23 protein-coding genes are annotated in these 20,129 nt (G+C 63.3%); 20 read left to right on the forward strand and 3 right to left on the reverse strand.

From position 1 onward, the window contains the following. The first annotated feature begins 3 nt into the window (after positions 1-3). From F3H96_RS22370 to kdsA, 7 genes are all read left to right on the forward strand, one after another. A complete protein-coding gene (locus F3H96_RS22370) occupies positions 4-1,269 on the forward strand; it encodes an NAD(P)/FAD-dependent oxidoreductase (protein WP_149803873.1) in 1,266 nt (421 codons plus the stop codon). Between the two features lie 140 nt (positions 1,270-1,409). Beyond that, complete coding sequence (locus F3H96_RS22375; protein WP_149803874.1) at positions 1,410-3,398, forward strand: bifunctional 2',3'-cyclic-nucleotide 2'-phosphodiesterase/3'-nucleotidase; 1,989 nt, start codon at positions 1,410-1,412, stop codon at positions 3,396-3,398. A gap of 50 nt (positions 3,399-3,448) precedes the next feature. Beyond that, positions 3,449-3,955 (forward strand): hypothetical protein, encoded by a 507-nt coding sequence (locus F3H96_RS22380; protein ID WP_149803875.1) that lies wholly within the window; start codon positions 3,449-3,451, stop codon positions 3,953-3,955. A gap of 8 nt (positions 3,956-3,963) precedes the next feature. Next, positions 3,964-4,092 carry a hypothetical protein gene (locus F3H96_RS31545; RefSeq protein WP_280177786.1) on the forward strand — a complete coding sequence of 43 codons (129 nt, stop codon included), beginning with the start codon at positions 3,964-3,966 and terminating at the stop codon, positions 4,090-4,092. Between the two features lie 100 nt (positions 4,093-4,192). Further along, positions 4,193-4,507, forward strand: a complete 315-nt coding sequence (locus F3H96_RS22385; RefSeq protein WP_149803876.1) for a Dabb family protein — start codon at positions 4,193-4,195, stop codon at positions 4,505-4,507. A 45-nt stretch (positions 4,508-4,552) separates the two neighbouring features. After that, complete coding sequence (locus tag F3H96_RS22390; protein WP_149803877.1) at positions 4,553-5,428, forward strand: VOC family protein; 876 nt, start codon at positions 4,553-4,555, stop codon at positions 5,426-5,428. After that, positions 5,425-6,270, forward strand: coding sequence for a 3-deoxy-8-phosphooctulonate synthase (kdsA, locus tag F3H96_RS22395; protein WP_149803878.1), 846 nt, complete (start codon positions 5,425-5,427; stop codon positions 6,268-6,270). The genes F3H96_RS22390 and kdsA overlap by 4 nt, the downstream gene beginning before the upstream one ends. 11 nt (positions 6,271-6,281) lie before the next feature. Here the strand turns inward: kdsA and F3H96_RS22400 are convergent, their stop codons facing one another. Beyond that, on the reverse strand, positions 6,282-6,920 hold the full coding sequence (locus tag F3H96_RS22400) for a hypothetical protein (protein ID WP_149803879.1): 639 nt from the start codon (positions 6,918-6,920) through the stop codon (positions 6,282-6,284). Positions 6,921-7,112: 192 nt separating this feature from the next. On the opposite strand from F3H96_RS22400, the gene F3H96_RS22405 reads away from it, so the two are divergent. The 13 genes from F3H96_RS22405 to F3H96_RS22465 all read left to right on the forward strand — a co-directional run bounded on the left by F3H96_RS22405 (position 7,113) and on the right by F3H96_RS22465 (position 18,415). Next, on the forward strand, positions 7,113-7,319 hold the full coding sequence (locus F3H96_RS22405) for a dodecin family protein (RefSeq protein WP_149803880.1): 207 nt from the start codon (positions 7,113-7,115) through the stop codon (positions 7,317-7,319). Positions 7,320-7,391: 72 nt separating this feature from the next. After that, complete coding sequence (locus F3H96_RS22410) at positions 7,392-7,757, forward strand: PRC-barrel domain-containing protein (protein ID WP_149803881.1); 366 nt, start codon at positions 7,392-7,394, stop codon at positions 7,755-7,757. A 382-nt stretch (positions 7,758-8,139) separates the two neighbouring features. Further along, entirely contained in the window at positions 8,140-9,414 is a 1,275-nt protein-coding gene (gene eno / locus F3H96_RS22415; protein WP_149803882.1) for a phosphopyruvate hydratase, read from the forward strand. A 157-nt stretch (positions 9,415-9,571) separates the two neighbouring features. After that, positions 9,572-9,895: a septum formation initiator family protein gene (locus F3H96_RS22420; protein ID WP_149803883.1), complete on the forward strand. Its 324-nt coding sequence runs from the start codon at positions 9,572-9,574 to the stop codon at positions 9,893-9,895. Positions 9,896-10,070: 175 nt separating this feature from the next. Beyond that, entirely contained in the window at positions 10,071-11,108 is a 1,038-nt protein-coding gene (pdhA, locus tag F3H96_RS22425) for a pyruvate dehydrogenase (acetyl-transferring) E1 component subunit alpha (protein ID WP_149803884.1), read from the forward strand. A 14-nt stretch (positions 11,109-11,122) separates the two neighbouring features. Next, entirely contained in the window at positions 11,123-12,514 is a 1,392-nt protein-coding gene (locus F3H96_RS22430; RefSeq protein WP_149803885.1) for a pyruvate dehydrogenase complex E1 component subunit beta, read from the forward strand. A gap of 18 nt (positions 12,515-12,532) precedes the next feature. Continuing rightward, entirely contained in the window at positions 12,533-13,909 is a 1,377-nt protein-coding gene (locus F3H96_RS22435; RefSeq protein ID WP_149803886.1) for a pyruvate dehydrogenase complex dihydrolipoamide acetyltransferase, read from the forward strand. Positions 13,910-13,923: 14 nt separating this feature from the next. Further along, positions 13,924-14,349 carry a hypothetical protein gene (locus F3H96_RS22440; RefSeq protein WP_149803887.1) on the forward strand — a complete coding sequence of 142 codons (426 nt, stop codon included), beginning with the start codon at positions 13,924-13,926 and terminating at the stop codon, positions 14,347-14,349. Beyond that, on the forward strand, positions 14,346-14,984 hold the full coding sequence (locus F3H96_RS22445; protein ID WP_149803888.1) for an SGNH/GDSL hydrolase family protein: 639 nt from the start codon (positions 14,346-14,348) through the stop codon (positions 14,982-14,984). The genes F3H96_RS22440 and F3H96_RS22445 overlap by 4 nt, the downstream gene beginning before the upstream one ends. Before the next feature lie 27 nt (positions 14,985-15,011). Next, positions 15,012-16,460 carry a dihydrolipoyl dehydrogenase gene (gene lpdA / locus F3H96_RS22450; RefSeq protein ID WP_149803889.1) on the forward strand — a complete coding sequence of 483 codons (1,449 nt, stop codon included), beginning with the start codon at positions 15,012-15,014 and terminating at the stop codon, positions 16,458-16,460. Between the two features lie 138 nt (positions 16,461-16,598). Continuing rightward, the gene (locus F3H96_RS22455; protein ID WP_149803890.1) at positions 16,599-16,856 is read left to right on the forward strand and encodes a GlsB/YeaQ/YmgE family stress response membrane protein; all 258 of its coding nucleotides are present in this window, start codon (positions 16,599-16,601) and stop codon (positions 16,854-16,856) included. 131 nt (positions 16,857-16,987) lie between these two features. Continuing rightward, entirely contained in the window at positions 16,988-17,953 is a 966-nt protein-coding gene (gene lipA, locus F3H96_RS22460; RefSeq protein WP_149803891.1) for a lipoyl synthase, read from the forward strand. 6 nt (positions 17,954-17,959) lie between these two features. Then, positions 17,960-18,415, forward strand: coding sequence for a type II toxin-antitoxin system RatA family toxin (locus F3H96_RS22465; RefSeq protein ID WP_149803892.1), 456 nt, complete (start codon positions 17,960-17,962; stop codon positions 18,413-18,415). On the opposite strand, the gene F3H96_RS22470 is transcribed toward F3H96_RS22465, so the two are convergent. Beyond that, on the reverse strand, positions 18,412-18,900 hold the full coding sequence (locus F3H96_RS22470) for a CinA family protein (protein WP_149803893.1): 489 nt from the start codon (positions 18,898-18,900) through the stop codon (positions 18,412-18,414). The genes F3H96_RS22465 and F3H96_RS22470 overlap by 4 nt on opposite strands. Next, positions 18,897-20,126: a bifunctional 2-C-methyl-D-erythritol 4-phosphate cytidylyltransferase/2-C-methyl-D-erythritol 2,4-cyclodiphosphate synthase gene (locus F3H96_RS22475; RefSeq protein ID WP_149803894.1), complete on the reverse strand. Its 1,230-nt coding sequence runs from the start codon at positions 20,124-20,126 to the stop codon at positions 18,897-18,899. Before F3H96_RS22475 ends, F3H96_RS22470 begins: the two co-directional genes overlap by 4 nt. Between the last annotated feature and the right edge of the window lie 3 nt (positions 20,127-20,129).

Below are 20,129 nucleotides of genomic sequence, written 5' to 3' on the forward strand. Positions count from 1 at the left end.
CAAATGGAAGAAGCCAAGCATAACGTCGTTGTGGTCGGCGCCGGCTTCGGCGGCCTCGAACTCACCCGCGCGCTGGCCGGAGCGCCGGTGCGCATCACGATGATCGACAAGCGCAACCACCATCTTTTTCAGCCGCTGCTCTACCAGGTCGCAACCACGTCGCTTGCAACTTCGGAGGTCGCCTGGCCGATTCGCCATCTGCTGCGGAGGCGCAAGGACGTGACGACCCTTCTGGGCAATGTCACCGGCGTCGACCGCGCCGGCAGGCGCGTGCTGCTCGAGGACGGCAGCTCTATTCGCTACGACACGCTGGTGCTCGCCACCGGCGCGCGCCATGCCTATTTCGGCCACGACGAATGGGAGCCCTACGCGCCGGGGCTGAAGACGCTCGAGGATGCCACGACGATCCGGCGCCGCATCCTGCTCGCTTTCGAACAGGCGGAGCGTGAACCCGACCCGGCCAGGTGGCAGGCGCTGTTGACGCTGGTCATCGTCGGCGGCGGGCCGACCGGCGTCGAGCTCGCCGGCACCATTGTCGAGCTCGCGCATGACACGTTGCGCGGCGAGTTCCGCAACATCGACACGCGGCAGGCGCGGGTCGTGCTGATTGAGGCCGGCGACCGGATCCTGGCCAATTTTGCGCCGCGGCTTTCCGACTATGCCCGCAAGGCGCTGGAGCGGCTCGGCGTCACGGTCGAGCTCGGACGGCCCGTAACTCAACTGGATGCCGACGGCGTCGTCTTCGGCGACCAACAGCTTCCGGCAAGGACGATCATCTGGGCAGCGGGCGTTGCCGCTTCGCCGGCCGCCGAATGGCTGGGGGCGCCGGCCGATCGGGCGGGCAGGGTGCTGGTCGAGCCCGACCTCACCGTGCCGGGCAGCCCCGACATTTTCGTCATCGGCGATACGGCGCATCTGTTGCGTCCCGACGGGAAGCCGGTGCCCGGCGTGGCGCCGGCGGCCAAGCAGGAAGGCAAGCATGTTGCCACGACGATCAAGGCCCGGCTTGCCGGCGATACGGCGTCCCGCCCGTTCCGCTATCGGCACGACGGCGACCTGGCGACGATCGGCAAGCGTGCCGCCGCGATCGATTTTGGCTGGATCAAGCTCACCGGCTGGCTTGCCTGGTGGCTCTGGGGCATAGCGCACATCTATTTCCTGATCGACTTCCGCAACCGCCTGGCGGTCTCGCTTAGCTGGCTATGGATATATTTTACCGGTCAGCGCAGCGCGCGGCTGATCACCCAGGGCACCGACGACAAGAGCTGATTTGATCGCCGTCGCCGGCTTCATCGACGCGTCACCTTCTCGTGATCGAAAGGTTTTCCGCGCGCATGGACTCAAGGCGCCGTCAGCGCCATGCTCCGCCGTGGGGCAGGGGTTATCGCGTTGTCGAAGTGGAGAAGAAAATGTCGCGACTGCCCGCCTTCCGCCCCGAATTCTCCCGTCGCGAATTCCTGGCCGGTGCGGCCGCGACCGGGGCGCTGATCATGCTGCATCCGTTCTCCGCCCACGCCGCGGACGATCAGGCGCATCTCAGGATCATGGAGACGACTGACATCCATGTGAACCTGCTGCCTTATGATTACTACGCCGACAAAGCGAACGACACGATGGGTCTGTCCCGAACGGCCTCGCTGATCGGCGCGGTGCGCAAGGAAGCGACCAATTCAATGCTGATAGACAATGGCGACCTTCTACAAGGCAGCCCGATGGGCGACTATGTCGCCTATGAGAAGGGCATGAAGGACGGCGACCTGCATCCGGTCATGAAGGGAATGAACCTGCTCGGCTACGAATGCTCGACGCTCGGCAACCACGAGTTCAACTACGGCCTGTCCTTCCTCGACAAGGTTCTGGCCGGCGCCAATTTCCCCTTTGTCTGCGCGAACCTGATCCGCGGCACCACGCTTGCCGCGAACCCGCGCGACGACAAGCTCTATCTCAAGCCCTATGTCATCCTCGACAGGAAGATCAAGGACGGGTCGGGGGTCGAGCGGCCGATTCGGATCGGCGTCATCGGCTTCGTGCCGCCGCAGATCATGGTCTGGGACATGAAGAACCTCGAAGGCAATGTTCAGACGCGTGACATCGTCGAGGCGGCCAAGGCCTGGGTGCCGCAAATAAGGGAAGAAGGCGCCGACATTGTCATCGCGCTTTCGCATTCGGGCATCGACATCAAACAGGGCGACAAGATGGAGAACGCCTCCTTCTTCGTCGCCGGCGTCGAGGGGATCGACGCTGTCTTCACCGGCCACCAGCATCTGGTCTTCCCCGGCAAGAAGGATTTCCAGGCGCTCGAAGGCGTCGATACCGAAAAGGGCACGCTGCAAGGCAAGCCGGCCGTCATGGGCGGTTTCTGGGGCTCGCACATGGGTCTCGTCGACCTGCTTTTGGAGCGCGACGGCTCGAAATGGCGGGTCGTCTCGGCGACGTCTGAGGCACGGCCGATCTATGAGCGCGTCGACAACAAGAACAAGGCAACGGTTGGCGACGACAAACGCATCATAGCGGCGCTCGAGCAGGACCATCAGGCAACCCTTGCCTATGTACGCCGCCCGGTCGGCAAGACATCGGCGCCGCTCTATTCCTTTTTCGCCCTGGTGGCCGACGATCCGTCCGTGCAGATCGTCAACCGGGCGCAGAGCTGGTATCTCGAGGAGATATTGAAGCGCACGCAATGGAAAGACGTGCCGTTGCTGTCGGCGGCGGCACCCTTCAAGGCGGGCGGACGCAACGGCGCCGACTACTACACCGACGTTCCCAAGGGCGATATCGCCATCAAGAACGTCGCCGATCTCTACCTCTATCCGAACACGGTGCGTGCGGTCGAGATCACCGGCGCCCAGGTGAAGGAATGGCTGGAGATGTCGGCCGGCATCTTCAACCACATCGAGCCGGGCAAGGCGGATCAGTCGCTCATCAACACCGACTTCCCGTCCTACAATTTCGACGTCATCGACGGCGTCACCTACCGGATCGACCTTTCGCAGCCGCCGAAATACGATGCCAAGGGTGGCGTCGCGAACGCCGGCTCCAATCGCATTGTCGACCTGAAATTCAACGGCAAAGCTATTGATCCGGCAGCAAAATTCGTCGTTGCCACCAACAATTACCGCGCTGGCGGCGGCGGCAATTTCCCCGACATCAACGCTTCGAAGATCATCTACGAGGCGCCGGACACCAATCGTGACGTAATCGTGCGCTACATCATCAGCGAGGGCACGATCAACCCGTCGGCGGACGACAACTGGTCGTTTATGCCGCTGCCCGGCACCAGCGTGGTCTTCGAGACCGGGCCGAGGGCCAAGGATTTCATAACCGAGGTGAAATCCCTCAAGATCGAGCCCGCAGGCGACGTCGAGGCAGGCTTTGCCAAATACCGCATAGAGCTTTGATGCCCATAGAGCGTTGGCGCGGCCGTCCGCAGCGCCAAAGTTAGGGCGAAGTGTCGGTGATTGGCCGGCCCTGGAAACGCCGGTTGGATCGACGTGCCGAGCAGATCGTTGGCGACCGTTGGCCACGGTATTCCTGCTTCAGCGGCGCTGCCGAGATTGCGGCAAGCGCCGGCGCCGTTGCGATGACGGCACGTTTCATGGAAGCCTCGCACGCCTGGGCCTGTCGGCGCTTCAAAGCCCCGCCGGCATTGACTGCAAGCGAAATGCCTGCCGCGCCCCCTGTTGCCAGGGCTCGCGCCAGTGGCGCTGCCGAGATTGCGGCAAGCGCCGGCGCCGTTGCGATGACGGCACGTTTCATGGAAGCCTCGCACGCCTGGGCCTGTCGGCGCTTCACTGCCGCGCCGGCATTGACTGCAAGCGAAATGCCTGCCGCGCCCCCTGTTGCCAGGGCTCGCGCCAGTGGCGCTGCCGACGGAAAATCGGCCCTCGCGCAAAAAGCAGTGAAATGGGACAATCGCCGCCGCCCCGCTCTGGTTCCAGCGATCCGCATGCTGTAGTTTCAGCCATGCGCTATGTGATCGTCATCGTCGCCGTCACCTTCTTCCTGATCTGGGACGGCCTCTACCATCATGGCTACTATCTCGATGCGACCGTGCGCGAGATGTCACGCATCGTGCGCTACGTCATGGGGTAAATTTCGCTCGTCTCGCACCGCGGGCGCGACATCGTTGCCGGTTGACGCTCGGGCATTGCTCCCACAAAACACCGCTGGACCGACGATCAGGGAGGCTGGATTGATCCGGCACATCGTTTTCTTCAGCGTGCGGCGCAGGGAAGATGTCGAGGCCGTACGCTCGGGCCTGCAGGCGCTCGGCACGATTCCGCATTCGACGCATTTCGAAGTGACGCTCAACACCAAGGTCGATCTCTTCTCCAACGCGATCGACGTGGTCGTCTACGCCGAGTTCCAGGACGAGGCGGCCCTTGCCGCCTACAAGGCGCATCCCATCTATGCAGACACCACCAGCAAGGTGAAGCCGCTGCGCGAACTGCGCTATTCGGCGGATGTCGTAGCCGCGCCTGAGCCAAAGGCAATTCGCTTCGCTTAAGCCGGGCCTTGAACCGGTTTCCGGAATGGGGCACACCGCGCCGGTATGATCGAAACTTCGACCCATCCGCTCGACCATCTGGTCCTGCCCACGCTGAGCCTCGAGGTCGCAAGGCAGCGCCTCTCGCTGCTCGGCTTTGTCGTCGCGCCGACCGGCGTCCACCCTTTCGGGACAGAGAACGCTTGCGTTTTTTTCGCCGACGGCACCTATCTCGAGCCGTTGGCCATCGGCGATGAAAAAACAGCCGGCCAGGCGATAGGCGAAGGCAATGTCTTCGTCGCGCGCGACCGCCTTTACCGCAACAGGCTTGGCGACGAGGGCTTTTCGGCGATCGTGTTCGGGACCGCCGATGCCGATGCCGATCATGCGCGCTATGTCGAGGCGGGAGTATCGGCGGGAGGCATGCTGAGCTTTTCGCGCGCCTTTACCGACGCCACGGGCAAAAGCGACATGGCATCGTTCAAACTGGCTTTTGCGGCCGATCGAAAGGCGACGGACGCTTTCCTGTTCGCCTGCCAGCGCATCAACGCGCCGAGGATCGACCGCACGGCCCTGCAAGCGCACGCCAACGGGGCGACCGGCATCGCCGAGATCGTTGCGGTCAGCGACAGGCCGTCGGGCCAGGCCGGCCTGCTATCGACCGCCGCAGGCCAGGGCGCGAACGACGGTGACGAGATTCTATTGCCCAACGCGACCCTGACCGTACTGACGCCCGACGCTTTTGCCTCGCGCTTTGGTTTTTCGCCAGGGCGCGCCCCGGACCTGCGATTCAAGGCCGTGGTTTTCGCGGTCCGCAGCATCGCCGCCGCCACACGCCTACTTGCCGCCGCGGCGATCGATCACAACATGAGCGGCAAAGATGTCGTCGTTGCGCCGGCGCCCGGTCAGGGCGCCACCTTCATCTTCCGGGAGATCCCATGAGCAAGCCCCTGGCGCCCAATTCATCGGTAACCGTCGGCAAGGTCGTTTTCGCCAACGATGCGCCGCTGTCGCTGATCGCCGGCCCTTGCCAGCTTGAATCGCGCCAGCACGCCTTCGACATGGCCGGCGCGCTGAAGGAACTGACGGAACGGCTGGGTATCGGCCTCGTTTACAAGACCAGCTATGACAAGGCCAATCGAACCTCTCTGTCGGCAACGCGCGGCAGCGGTCTCGATGCTGCGATGCCGATCTTCGACGATCTTCGCAAGGCGTTCTCGCTGCCGGTGCTGACCGACGTCCATACCGAGGAGCAATGTGCGATCGTCGCTCCCCATGTCGATGTCCTGCAGATCCCGGCCTTCCTGTCGCGGCAGACCGACATGCTTGTCGCCGCGGCCAAAACCGGCAAGGTCATCAACGTGAAGAAGGGCCAGTTCCTTGCGCCCTGGGATATGAAGAACGTGGTCGCCAAGATCACCGGCTCCGGCAATGCGAACGTGCTGGCCACCGAGCGCGGCGTCTCCTTCGGCTACAACACGCTGGTCTCGGACATGCGCGCGCTGCCGGTCATGGCCGAGATCGGCGCGCCGGTGATCTTCGACGCGACCCATTCCGTGCAGCAGCCGGGCGGGCAGGGCGGCTCCTCCGGCGGCGAGCGGCGCTTTGTCGAAACGCTCGCGCGCGCGGCCGTTGCCGTCGGCGTCTCCGGCGTCTTCATCGAAACCCATCAGGATCCGGACAACTCGACGTCGTCCGACGGGCCCAACATGGTGCCCCTCAAGGATATGCCGGCGCTGCTGGAAAAGCTGATGGCCTTCGACCGCATCGCCAAAGGGCGCTAAATCTCGCCCCCTCATTCGTTACCGCTGTCACCTTGCATGTCGATTGCGAAAGCGGCGTAGTAATTCAGCCCCGGCATGGGTGCGCTGACGGTCAGGATCCATCGCACATTGCCGTGCACCCGTTCGTATATCGGTGGCCCTTTGGAGGCCAGCGCATCGGGCGGTATCTGGAAGGCGAAGGGAATGCCTGCGCTCGACCGGACAGACGCGCATGGCACGACGATCTTCTCCTGCCACCTGAGTTCTTCCTTGTAGGTCGATCTCTGGGTGCCGCTGGTGTTCACAACCGGCCCGCCGACCCGGTAGGTGCGGATGCACCTCAGTTGCACCGTGTAGTCGCCGCCCGGTGCCGGGTCGCGGCTTGATCGCAGCAAACCTTCAAAGCGCCTGCCGGCCGTTGCGGGGCCGACAACGAGTGTCGTCCGGCCGAACTTGCGAACCCGCAGCGTGTCGCGGATCGCCTTCGACAGCGAGTATAGCGCGATCAGAATGAATAGGACCGGGACGAAGATCAGCGGATTGAACTCGCGATCGTTGAGGTCGAAATCGAGCGGAAGCGCGAAGTACCAGACGATCAATATGCCGATCAGGCCCATGCCACCGGCAAAGAAATATCCGCTGGATGCATTGGCGGCGTTGGCGTCGATCATTGGCGCCGGCGCTTGCGCCGTAACTTGCCGCCGATTGCGTTTTCCGCCCATCCGCCAACCCCTGGCGCGACACTGCCATGCAGCGCGGCCGGATGACAATGGCAACCTGGCCGCAATCTCTCACTGCTTGTGGCTGCAAAAGGTCGGTTGTAGGCTCGCCTTTGCAACTGAGCGCCTTGGCAGGAGGAAGCCATGTCTGTCGCCCGCGTCACCGAGATCACGTCGTCGTCCAACAAGAGCTTTCAGGATGCGATCGAGAAGGGTATCGCCCGTGCCGCGAAAACCCTGAAGAACGTCGAGGGCGCGTGGATCCAGGACCAGAAGATCGTCGTCCAGGACGGCAAGATCGCTGCCTATCGGGTCAACATGAAGGTCACCTTCATCCTCATGGACAGCTAAGCGGAAGTCGGGAACCTTCACCCGCTCCTCTCATTGTCCATTGAGGCACATCAACCCGAGAGGAGTTCCACCATGACCACCCCGTCAGGGCATACCGAAGCCATCGCTGCGTCGCGCGTCATTGGCACGACCGTCTATAACACCGAGGGAAACAGGATCGGCAGCATCGAGGATGTCATGCTCGACAAGATGTCGAACGGCATCATGTTCGCAGTGATCGGCTTCGGCGGCTTCCTTGGCATGGGCGAGAAATACCACGCGGTGCCGTGGGCGACCCTCGACTATGACGAGGACAAGGGCGGCTACGTCGTCCCGTTTACGAAGGAGCAGCTTCAAGCCGCGCCCGCATACTCGATCAAGCAGTTGACCGGCGCTGACGGCGAAGCGGCCCGCGACGCCTCTTTCCAATATTATCACGTGAAGCCCTATTGGCACTGACCGGCCAAAGCAGGAATCGAAAAGGCCCCCGGCAAAGCGGGGGCCTTGAGGTTTTGGCGCTACTGCACCACCTGGAGGGTCGATAATTCTACCGAGCTTTGCCGGGACTTCTGATCGTCGCATGACGTCAAAAACGCCGCCGCAATCAGGAACAAACTCACGATACCGCTCAACTGGGACATGGCGAAACTCCTCCTGTTTCGCCCCGCGCGAATGCAACCATAGACGAGAAGGTCGCGCGGCGCGCATGACTTATGATGACAGAAATTTGCGCTTCGTGAATCGGGCTCTCGGCAATAATTGCGGGCCCGCCGATTGCCTTTTGCTCCGCTTTGGCTAAGAGGGGCGCGACGCTTCAATCGATCAATCGGGGACATCGCAAATGACCGCCATCATCGACATTGTCGGGCGTGAAATACTGGACAGCCGTGGCAATCCGACCGTCGAGGTCGACGTGGTGCTGGAGGACGGCTCGATGGGCCGCGCCGCGGTGCCGTCGGGTGCGTCGACCGGCGCGCATGAAGCGGTCGAGGTGCGCGACGGCGGACCGCGCTATCTCGGCAAGGGGGTGCAGCGCGCGGTCGAGGCCGTGAACGGCGAACTGTTCGAAGCAATCGGCGGCATGGAAGCCGAGAACCAGATCCATATCGACCAGACGATGATCGAGCTCGACGGTACACCGAACAAGAGTCGCCTCGGCGCCAACGCCATCCTGGGCGTGTCGCTGGCGGTCGCCAAGGCAGCCGCGGAAGCCGCCGGCCTGCCGCTCTATCGCTATGTCGGCGGCGCCAAGGCGCAGGTGCTGCCGGTGCCGATGATGAACATCATCAATGGCGGCGCGCATGCCGACAACCCGATCGACTTCCAGGAATTCATGATCCTGCCGGTCGGCGCGCCGACGCTGCGCGACGGCGTGCGCTGGGGCTCGGAAATCTTCCACACGCTGCGCAAGAAGCTCAAGGATGCCGGCCACAACACCAATGTCGGCGACGAGGGTGGTTTCGCCCCCAACCTGAAGAGTGCGCCCTCGGCGCTCGATTTCATCATGGAATCGATCGAGAAAGCCGGCTTCAAGCCGGGCGAGGATGTCGCGCTCGGCCTCGACTGCGCGGCGACCGAATTCTTCAAGGACGGCAACTACGTCTATGAGGGCGAGAAGAAGACGCGCGATCCGAAGGCGCAGGCGAAATACCTTGCCAAGCTCGCCGCCGACTATCCGATCATCACCATCGAGGACGGGCTTGCCGAGGACGACTGGGAAGGCTGGAAGATCCTGACCGACCTGATCGGCAAGAAGACCCAGCTCGTCGGCGACGATCTCTTCGTCACCAATACGGCGCGGCTGCGCGACGGCATCCGCATGGGCGTCGCCAATTCGATCCTGGTCAAGGTCAACCAGATCGGCTCGCTGACCGAGACGCTGGACGCCGTCGAAACCGCGCACAAGGCCGGCTACACCGCCGTCATGTCGCACCGTTCGGGCGAGACCGAGGACTCGACCATCGCCGATCTCGCGGTCGCCACCAATTGCGGGCAGATCAAGACCGGCTCGCTGTCGCGCTCGGACCGCACCGCCAAATACAACCAGCTCATCCGCATCGAGGAAGAGCTCGGCAAGCAGGCCCGCTACGCCGGCAAGTCGGTGATCAAGGGCTGATCCGGCTTCATTCGAGCAATTCGAGAGGGCGGGTTGTTCCCGCCCTTTTCATTTTCTGCGCGCCTCGAACCAGCCGACCGTAACCGTCCATTAAGCACAATTGGGCGAAATAGGACTCAGATGGTCGCTTGCGTTCGCGGCCGCGAGGGTTCGGGTGATGTGGACACGTCAGCACAAGCAGCGAAACACCGGCAGGTTGATCATTCCCTCGCTTTGCGCGCTCTTCCTGGCCTATTTCGGCTTCCATGCCTATCACGGCGAGTTCGGCATCTATTCCAAATACCGGTTTGAGGCGCAGAAGGTCGAATTGCAGGCTCAGCTCGACGCCGTCAAGGCGCGCCGTGTCGACTTCGAGCGCCGCGTCCAGCTGTTGCATGAAGGCACGCTGGAGAAGGATATGCTTGACGAGCAGGCCCGAAAGGCGCTCAATCTCTCGCAGCCGGACGAAATCACCATCATGCTGCCCGCCTCGACGAAATAACCGAATTTCGGTTAATCGATTTTATTTGCAACGATTCTAATCGCTTAGATGCATGTCTGCCATGCATTTTTCAGCATGGCGCAATGCATCCTTGCGTGTTAGCTTCCCTCAAATCGGTGGGGAGGCGATCGATCTCCCTGAATGTCCGCAAAGAGACGCCAACAGGGAGTGACGCATGGCCACCGCCGCCAAAAAAGCGCCCGCCAAATCCAAATCCGACAAACAGCCAAATCTGTCAGCGCCCAAGCCGGCTGATTTCACCAAGGAAGAAGAGCTGTCCGCCTACCGGCACATGCTCTTGATCCGCCGCTTCGAAGAGAAGGCCGGCCAACTCTACGGCATGGGCTTCATCGGCGGCTTCTGCCACCTCTATATCGGCCAGGAGGCCGTCGTCACCGGCATGAAGATGGCGCTGATCGAAGGCGACCAGATGATTACCGCCTATCGCGACCATGGCCACATGCTGGCGATGGAACTGTCGCCGCGCGGCGTCATGGCCGAGCTCACCGGGCGCCGCGGCGGCCTGTCGAAGGGCAAAGGCGGCTCCATGCACATGTTCTCCAAGGAGAAGCATTTCTATGGCGGCCACGGCATCGTCGGCGCGCAGGTCTCGCTCGGCACCGGCCTGGCCTTCGCCAACCGCTACCGCGACAACAAGAACGTTTCGCTGACCTATTTCGGCGACGGCGCCGCCAACCAGGGCCAGGTCTATGAAAGCTTCAACATGGCCTCGCTGTGGAAGCTGCCGGTGATCTACATCATCGAGAACAACCGCTACGCCATGGGCACGTCGGTGTCGCGCTCGTCGGCCGAGACCGACTTCTCGCATCGCGGCGCTTCGTTCAAGATTCCGGGCATCCAGGTCGACGGCATGGATGTCCGCGCCGTGAAGTCGGCGGCCGATCTCGCCACCGAATGGTGCCGTGCCGGCAATGGCCCGCTGATCCTCGAGATGCAGACCTACCGCTATCGCGGCCATTCGATGTCCGACCCCGCGAAGTATCGCTCCAAGGAAGAAGTGCAGAAGATGCGCTCCGAGCACGACCCGATCGAGCAGGTCCGGGTGCGGCTGCTCGACAAGAAGTGGGCGAGCGAAGACGAGCTCAAGGCCGTCGACAAGGGGGTTCGCGACATCGTCGCCGACGCCGCGGAATTTGCCCAGAACGACGCCGAGCCGGATCCGTCCGAGCTCTGGACCGACATCGTGCTCTAAGGGAGGGCAAGGACATGCCGATCGAAATTCTCATGCCCGCGCTCTCGCCGACGATGGAAGAGGGCAATCTTTCCAAATGGCTGAAAAACGAAGGCGACAAGGTGGTCGCCGGCGACGTCATTGCCGAGATCGAAACCGACAAGGCGACGATGGAAGTCGAAGCCGTCGATGAAGGCACTCTTGCCAAGATCGTGGTGCCAGCCGGCACCGAAGGCGTGAAGGTCAACGCGGTGATCGCCGTGCTTGCGGTCGATGGTGAAGACGTCGACAAGGCCGGCGAAGGCATTGGCGAGGAGCCGGCCATGGCCGAAACAGCCGCTCCGGCGCCCGCGCCTGCCGCGGCCAAGAGCGACGCTGCGGCCGCCGTTGCTGCCGCGCCCAAAACCGAAGTCGCCGCCGATCCGGACATTCCGGCCGGAACCGAAATGGTCTCTACCACCGTACGCGAGGCGCTTCGCGACGCGATGGCCGAGGAAATGCGCCGCGACGGCGATGTCTTCGTCATGGGCGAGGAGGTTGCCGAGTACCAAGGCGCCTACAAGATCACGCAGGGCCTGCTGCAGGAATTCGGGCCGCGCCGCGTGGTCGATACCCCGATCACCGAGCACGGCTTTGCCGGCGTCGGCGTCGGTGCCGCGATGGCCGGGCTGAAGCCGATCGTCGAATTCATGACCTTCAACTTCGCCATGCAGGCGATCGACCAGATCATCAACTCGGCGGCGAAGACCCTTTACATGTCCGGCGGCCAGATGGGCGCGCCGATCGTCTTCCGCGGCCCGAACGGCGCGGCCGCCCGCGTCGCTGCGCAGCACTCGCAGTGCTATGCCGCGTGGTACAGCCATATCCCGGGCCTGAAGGTGGTGATGCCGTATACGGCGGCGGACGCCAAGGGCCTGCTCAAGGCGGCGATCCGCGATCCGAACCCGGTCATCTTCCTCGAGAACGAAATCCTGTACGGCCAGTCCTTCGACGTGCCCAAGCTCGACGATTTCGTGCTGCCGATTGGCAAGGCACGTATCCACAAGCAGGGCAAGGATGTCACCTTGGTCTCCTTCGGCATCGGCATGACCTACGCGGTCAAGGCGGAAGCCGAGCTGCGTGGCATGGGCATCGATGCGGAGATCATCGATCTCAGGTCCATCCGTCCGCTCGATTTCGACACGATCATCGCCTCGGTAAAAAAGACCAACCGTCTTGTGGTGGTGGAAGAAGGTTTTCCGCAAAGCTCGGTCGGCGACCACATCGCCAACCAGGTCTCGCAGCGCGCCTTCGACTTCCTCGATGCGCCGGTGATCACCGTCGCCGGCAAGGACGTGCCGATGCCTTATGCGGCGAACCTCGAAAAGCTGGCCTTGCCCAATGTCGGCGAGGTCGTCGAGGCGGTCAAAGCCGTCACCTATCGCTGAGTCGGTCGGGAGGGAAAAATGCCAATCAACATCACGATGCCGGCCCTCTCTCCGACCATGGAAGAGGGCAATCTTTCCAAGTGGTTGGTCAAGGAAGGCGACAAGGTCTCGCCGGGCGACGTGATCGCCGAGATCGAAACCGACAAGGCGACGATGGAAGTCGAAGCCGTCGATGAAGGCACGGTCGCCAAGCTGGTGGTTCCAGCCGGCACCGAAGGCGTCAAGGTCAACGCGCTGATCGCCATCCTGGCCGGGGAAGGCGAGGATGCCGGAGCCGCGGCCAAGAGCGGCGGCGACGCCGCGCCCAAGGCTGAGGCCGCCAAGACGGAAGCACCGAAGGCCGATGGGCCCAAGGAAGCGCCCAAGGCGGCGGCCGCCGCGGCACCTGCACCGGCGAAGGCCGGGCCCGCTCCGGTCGCCAACGGCCACGCCGCCGGTGAACGCGTGTTCGCGTCGCCGCTCGCCCGCCGCATCGCCAAGGATGCCGGCCTCGACGTGGCCGCGCTGAGCGGTTCCGGTCCGCATGGCCGCGTGGTGAAGGCTGATGTCGAAACGGCGATTTCCTCAGGCGGCGCCAAAGCCGCTCCCGCGGCGAAGGCTCCGGCTGGCGCGCCCGCGGGTGCTCCGGCCGCTGCAGCGAAAGCGATGTCGGACGACCAGGTGCTGAAACTGTTCGCCGAAGGCTCCTACGAGCTCGTGCCGCACGACAATATGCGCAAGACCATCGCGCGCCGCCTGGTCGAGGCGAAGTCCACCATCCCGCATTTCTATTTGACGCTCGACTGCGAGCTCGATGCGCTGCTTGCGCTGCGCACGCAGTTGAATGCGGCAGCGCCGATGAAGAAGACCGACAAGGGCGAGGTTCCGGCCTACAAGCTCTCGGTCAACGACATGGTGATCAAGGCCATGGCGATGGCGCTGATGGCGGTGCCGGATGCCAATGCCTCGTGGACCGACAGCGCCATGGTCAAGCACAAGCACGCCGATGTCGGCGTCGCCGTGTCGATCCCCGGCGGCCTGATCACGCCGATCATCCGCGATGCCGACGAAAAGACGCTGTCGGTCATCTCCAACGAGATGAAGGACCTGGCCAGCCGCGCCAGGAGCCGCAAGCTGAAGCCGGAGGAATATCAGGGCGGTACGACGGCGGTGTCCAATCTGGGCATGTTCGGCGTCAAGGACTTTGCCGCCGTCATCAACCCGCCGCATGCCACGATTTTGGCCGTCGGCGCGGGCGAGGAGCGGGCGGTGGTGAAGAACGGCGAGATCAAGATTGCCACCGTCATGTCGGTGACCTTGTCCACCGATCACCGTGCCGTCGACGGCGCGCTCGGCGCCGAACTGCTCGGCGCCTTCAAGCGCATGATCGAAAACCCGATGGGCATGCTGGTGTAAGAAGGAAAAAGGCGGTGCGGAAATTCTTCACCAGCCTTTTCGCCTTCATCCTTTCCGGTTTCGCCGGCGGGCTGGTGGCTGAGGAACTCGCCGTCGCCACCGGCGCCGAGGAAGAATACATCGTCGTTTTCATGGTCTCGGTGTTGGTGACCCTTGTCGTCACCGTCGTCTTCTTCATGGCGCAGTTCATGGCCGATCCGGCCATGGCCGTCGCCAAGGCGGCAAAGTGGTCGCTGATCGTGTTTGCCGTGCTGCTCACTCTGGTGGTCGGCGCGGTGCTCTACACCGACGCCAGCACACAGGTGATCAAGCGCGACGTGCCGATGGTGGCCGGGCTGCTACTGCCCGGCATCGTCACGATCGTCGTGCAGTGGCTCTTCGTGCGCTGGCGGGTGGGGCGCGCCCACACAGGTTTTGGTAGAAGCGGGGCAAACGCGTGAAGACAATTCTGTGCTACGGTGACTCCCTGACCTGGGGCTATGACGCCGCCAGCCTCGGCCGCCATGCGCTGGAGGACCGCTGGCCGAGCGTGCTTGGGGCTGAGCTTGGTGACGACGTCGAGGTCGTCGCCGAAGGTCTCAACGGCCGCACCACGGCCTTCGACGACCATCTGGCCGGCGCCGATCGCAACGGCGCCCGCATCCTGCCGACGATCCTGACGAGCCATGCGCCGCTTGATCTCGTCATCGTCATGCTCGGCTCCAACGACATGAAGCCGTGGATCCACGGCAACCCGGTCGCCGCCAAGCAGGGCATGGAGCGGCTGATCAACATCGTGCGCGGCCACGACTATCCGTTCGACTGGCCGGCGCCGCAGATGCTTATCGTCGCGCCACCCGCCGTGACACGCACCGACAATGCCGAGTTCAAGGAAATGTTCGCCGGCGGCGACGACGCCTCCAAGCGCCTGGCGCCGCAATACTCCCTGCTTGCCGACGAGGCCGGTTGCGGCTTTTTCGACGCCGGCACGGTCGCTACCACCACGCCGCTCGACGGCGTCCATCTCGACGCGGAAAACACGCGGCGGATCGGCGCGGCGCTGGCGCCGCTCGTGCGCGTCATGCTCTCACTCTAACCCTCAGAAAGATCAGGGAGAAAACCCGTGGCTGAATCCTACGACGTCATCATCATCGGCTCCGGCCCCGGCGGCTATGTCACGGCGGTGCGTTCCGCCCAGCTCGGCTTCAAGACGGCGATCGTCGAGCGCGAGCATCTTGGCGGCATCTGCCTCAACTGGGGTTGCATCCCGACCAAGGCGCTGCTGCGCTCGGCCGAGATCATGCATTATTCGGACCACCTCAAGGATTACGGCCTGAAGCTCGAAGGCGGCAAGGTCAGCCCCGACACGGCCGCCGTGGTCGACCGTTCGCGCAAAGTGTCGCTCAGGCTCAACACCGGCGTCGGCTTTCTGATGAAGAAGAACAAGGTCGACGTCATCTGGGGCGAGGCCAAGCTTTCCAAGCCGGGCGAGGTCGTTGTCTCCAAGTCGAGCAAGAAACCGATGGAACCGCAGCCGCCGGTGCCGAAAGGCGTCAAGGGTGAGGGCACCTATACCGCCAAGCACATCATCCTGGCGACCGGCGCCAGGCCGCGCGCGCTGCCCGGCATCGAGCCGGACGGCAAGCTGATCTGGACCTATTTCGAAGCGATGGTGCCGAAGGAAATGCCGAAATCGATGCTCGTCATGGGCTCGGGCGCCATCGGTATCGAATTCGCCTCCTTCTACCGCACGATGGGTGCGGATGTGACGGTGGTCGAGCTGCTGCCGGCGGTGATGCCGGTCGAGGACGCCGAGGTCTCGAAATTCGCGCAAAAGCAGTTCGAGAAGCAGGGCATGAAGATCATCCTGGAAGCCAAGGTGACCAAGGTTGAAAAGGGCGCCAATTCGGTCACCGCGCATGTCGAGATGAAGGATGGCAAGGTCGAGAAGATCACCGCCGACCGCATGATCTCCGCCGTCGGTGTGCAAGGTAACATCGAGAACCTCGGCCTCGAGGCGCTGGGCGTCAAGACGGAGCGCGGCTGCATCGTCGTCGACGGCTACGGCAAGACCAACGTGCCGGGCATCTATGCCATCGGCGATGTCGCCGGACCGCCAATGCTCGCGCACAAGGCCGAGCATGAGGGCGTGGTCTGCATCGAAAAGATCGCCAATTTCCCTGGCGTGCATGCCACCGACAAATTGAAGATCCCGGGCTGCACCTATTGCAACCCGCAGGTCGCCTCGGTCGGTTTGACCGAAGCGAAGGCCAAGGCCGAAGGCAAGGATATCCGCGTCGGCCGTTTCCCCTTCAGCGCCAACGGCAAGGCGATCGCGCTCGGCGAGGACCAGGGCTTCGTCAAGACCATCTTCGACAGGAAGACCGGACAGCTTCTCGGCGCCCACATGGTCGGCGCCGAGGTGACCGAGCTCATCCAGGGTTTTGTCGTGGCGATGAACCTGGAGACGACCGAGGAAGAGCTGATGCACACGATCTTCCCGCACCCGACGCTGTCGGAGATGATGAAGGAGAGCGTGCTCGACGCCTATGGCCGCGCTTTGAACGCATGATGAATCGCCAACCGGTGATAGATTGCCAATCCATGCTAACTTGGTTGCGCGAGACTCATACGCGGCAGCCGGAAGGTCCTGACGGCAAGGCAGCTCGTTTCCGGCTGCATTTTCATCTGACACAGGAGGACTTGGCACATGCATTTGAATGGCGTCGGCTGGATCGCAGCCATCATCGTCGGAGGCTTGGCGGGCTGGCTCGCCGAGATGATCATGAAGAGCAACACCGGCATCTTCATGAACATCATCATGGGTGTCGTCGGCGCGGTGGTGCTGAACGCGATCCTGCAGGCTCTCAACATCCAGTCCTTCGGCGTCGGCTGGGTGGCTTATCTGATCACCGGCTTCATCGGCGCCTGCCTGCTGATCTTCGTGGGTCGGCTGGTGCGCCGCTGATCGCCGGCAGGTCCTGCTATGCGAAAAAGGCCGTGGCGGCATGCGCCGGCGCGGCCTTTTTCTTTGCCTCGAAAAGTCCTAGATGACGAAAGACAGCCGGCTGCCGGAAGCGCGGCCGCGAAGGGTTTGAGATGGTCACAGTCGTAGACACGATCGCCAACCGGCCGCGCCAGCGGCATCCCGAGAAGGCGCACAGGCCCGACCAGGAAGTGCTGCGCAAGCCGGACTGGATCCGCGTCAAGGCGCCGGTCTCGAAGGGCTATGCCGAGACGCGCGAGATCGTGAAGTCGCACAAGCTGGTCACGGTGTGCGAGGAGGCCGGCTGCCCGAATATCGGCGAATGCTGGGATAAGAAGCACGCCACCTTCATGATCATGGGCGAGATCTGCACGCGTGCCTGCGCCTTCTGCAACGTCGCGACCGGCATCCCGACCGCGCTCGATCCGGACGAGCCAACGCGTGTGGCGCATGCCGTCAAGCAGATGGGGCTGAGCCATGTCGTCATCACCTCCGTCGACCGCGACGATCTTGCCGACGGCGGCGCGCAGCATTTCGCCGACGTCATCCGCGCCATCCGCGCGGCAACGCCATTGACAACGATCGAAATCCTGACGCCCGACTTCCTGCGCAAGGATGGCGCGGTCGAGATCGTCGTTGCGGCCAAGCCCGACGTCTTCAACCATAATCTCGAAACCGTGCCGTCGAACTATCTGACGGTTCGGCCCGGCGCCCGCTATTTCCATTCGATCCGGCTGCTGCAGCGGGTCAAGGAACTCGACCCGTCGATCTTCACCAAATCCGGCATCATGGTCGGCCTCGGCGAAGAGCGGAACGAGGTACTGCAACTGATGGACGACCTGCGTTCGGCCAATGTCGACTTCATGACCATCGGTCAGTACCTGCAGCCGTCCAAGAAACACCATCCGGTGATCCGATTCATCACGCCGGACGAGTTCAAATCCTACGAGACGGTCGGCAAGACCAAGGGCTTCCTGTTGATGGCGTCGAGCCCGCTGACGCGCTCCTCGCACCATGCCGGCGAGGATTTCGCCAGGTTGCGGGCTGCGCGCGAGGCGCAGCTCAAGAAGGCCAGCTGACCTTCAATGCCGAAATTCGAGGCGACACGCCGCGTCGCGCATACGCCGCAGGAGATGTTCGCGCTGGTGGCGGACATCGAGACCTACCCGCAATTCCTGCCGCTTTGTGAATCGCTCTCCGTGCGCTCGCGCAAGGAGCGGGACGGCCGCACCATCCTCGTCGCCGACATGAGCATCGGCTACAAAGCGATCCGCGAGACCTTTACGACGCAGGTGCTGCTCAATCCGGCCGAGCATGCCATCGACGTCAAATACATCGACGGCCCGTTCAAATATCTCAGCAATATCTGGCGCTTCGATCCCGCCGAAGGCGGCTGCGAAGTGCATTTCTTCATCGACTACGAATTCAAGAGCCGCATCCTGGGCGCGGTGATGGGAACGATGTTCGACCGTGCCTTCCGCATGTTCTCGGAGGCCTTCGAGAAGCGCGCCGACATCATCTACGGGGCAAAGCCGACCTAATCCTTGCCAAGTGCACGCAACCCGAGTTGCAGCGCGTGCCGCACCGTCTCGTGCCGGATGAATTCGCGGCCCTTGTGACCGAACAACTGCCGTTCCGCGACGATCGGCTGTCCCGCAAGCGCTATTCCGAACCAGACGAGGCCGACCGGCTTTTCCGCCGAGCCGCCGCTCGGACCGGCTATGCCGGTAACCGCAAGCGAGAGGCGCGCTTGCGAATGCGCGAGCGCTCCAGCCGCCATCTCCGCCACCGTCTCGCGCGAAACCGCGCCATGCGCGTCGAGCGTGGCGGCGGAGACGCCGAGCATCTCCATCTTGGCTTCGTTGGAATAGGTGATGAAGCCGCGATCGACCACCGCGGAGGACCCGGCGATGTCGGTCAGCGCGGCGATGATCAGGCCGCCGGTGCAGCTTTCGGCCGTCGCCAGCATGATGCCGCGCTGCTGGCACGCCTCGAGCAACGCGACAGCAAGTTCGGCGTTGCTCATGCCGGCACCTCGCCCGGATAGACGACGCTTGCCGTGGCGATCGCCGCGATGCCTTCGCCGCGCCCGACAAAGCCGAGCTTCTCGTTCGTCGTCGCTTTCACCGAAATGCGCTCGGCCGCAATGCCGAGCATGGCGGAAAGCGCTTCCGTCATTGCCGCGCGGTGCGGCCCGACGCGCGGCGCCTCGCAGATCAGCGTGATGTCGGCATTGGCGATGCGGCCGCCGCGCTCGCGCACCAGCCTCGCCGCATGCTCGACGAAGATCTTCGAGGCCGCACCTTTCCATTGCGGGTCCGATGGCGGGAAATGCGTGCCGATGTCGCCTGCGCCGCAGGTGGCGAGCAGCGCATCGGTCAACGCATGCAGCCCGACATCGGCGTCGGAATGGCCGGAGAGTTTTCGCTCATAGGGAATGGCGATGCCGCAAAGCGTCACGTGGTCGCCGGGCTCGAAAGCGTGCACGTCATAGCCGTTGCCGGTGCGGATGTCCGGGAAACGCTGTTGAACGCTGGAAAGCCGCTGGTCGGCCAATGCGATATCCCTTGCCCAGGTGAGCTTGACGTTGTCCGGTGATCCAGGGACGATCTTGACTGGAATATGCGCCCATTCTGCAATGGCAGCATCGTCGGTGAATTCGGTTTTGCCCAGATGATGCGCCTTCTCGTGCGCGGCGAGCAGCGGCCAGAACGGAAAGCCTTGTGGTGTTTGCGCGGCGTGAAGGCCGGCCCTCGACACCGTCTCATCGATCATGCCGGCAGCTGATTCCCGTTTCAGCGTGTCGGCAACCGGGAGCGCCGGCAGCGCCCCCTGGCGCTCGCCGATGGCTTCGATCGTGCGGTCGATCAGCCCGGCGTCGACGAACGGGCGCACGGCGTCATGGACCAGCACCTTTCCGGGCGCCTTGTCCCTCAGCGCCAGGAGCCCAAGCCGGACGGAGGCCTGGCGGGACGAGCCGCCGACGACGGTGATGAGACGTTCGGCGTGTGCGCCCACCGCGCGCTGCAAAAGCTCGGCATCGTCGGCATGGATGGCAACGACAACGGGACCGATGAGCGGATGCGAGAGGAAAATGTCCAGCGTATGGGCGATGACGGCACGGCCGCCGATGCGCTGATATTGCTTCGGGCCGTCGGCCTGTCCGGCGCGCGCGCCACGGCCGGCGGCGACGATCACCACCCCAATTCCGCCGCTCGGGCCAGACGCCTGTTTTTCGCTTGCCTCGCTCATTCC

This window comes from Mesorhizobium sp. NFR06, from assembly GCF_900115245.1.
In the GTDB taxonomy this organism is placed as follows: Bacteria; Pseudomonadota; Alphaproteobacteria; order Rhizobiales; family Rhizobiaceae; genus Mesorhizobium.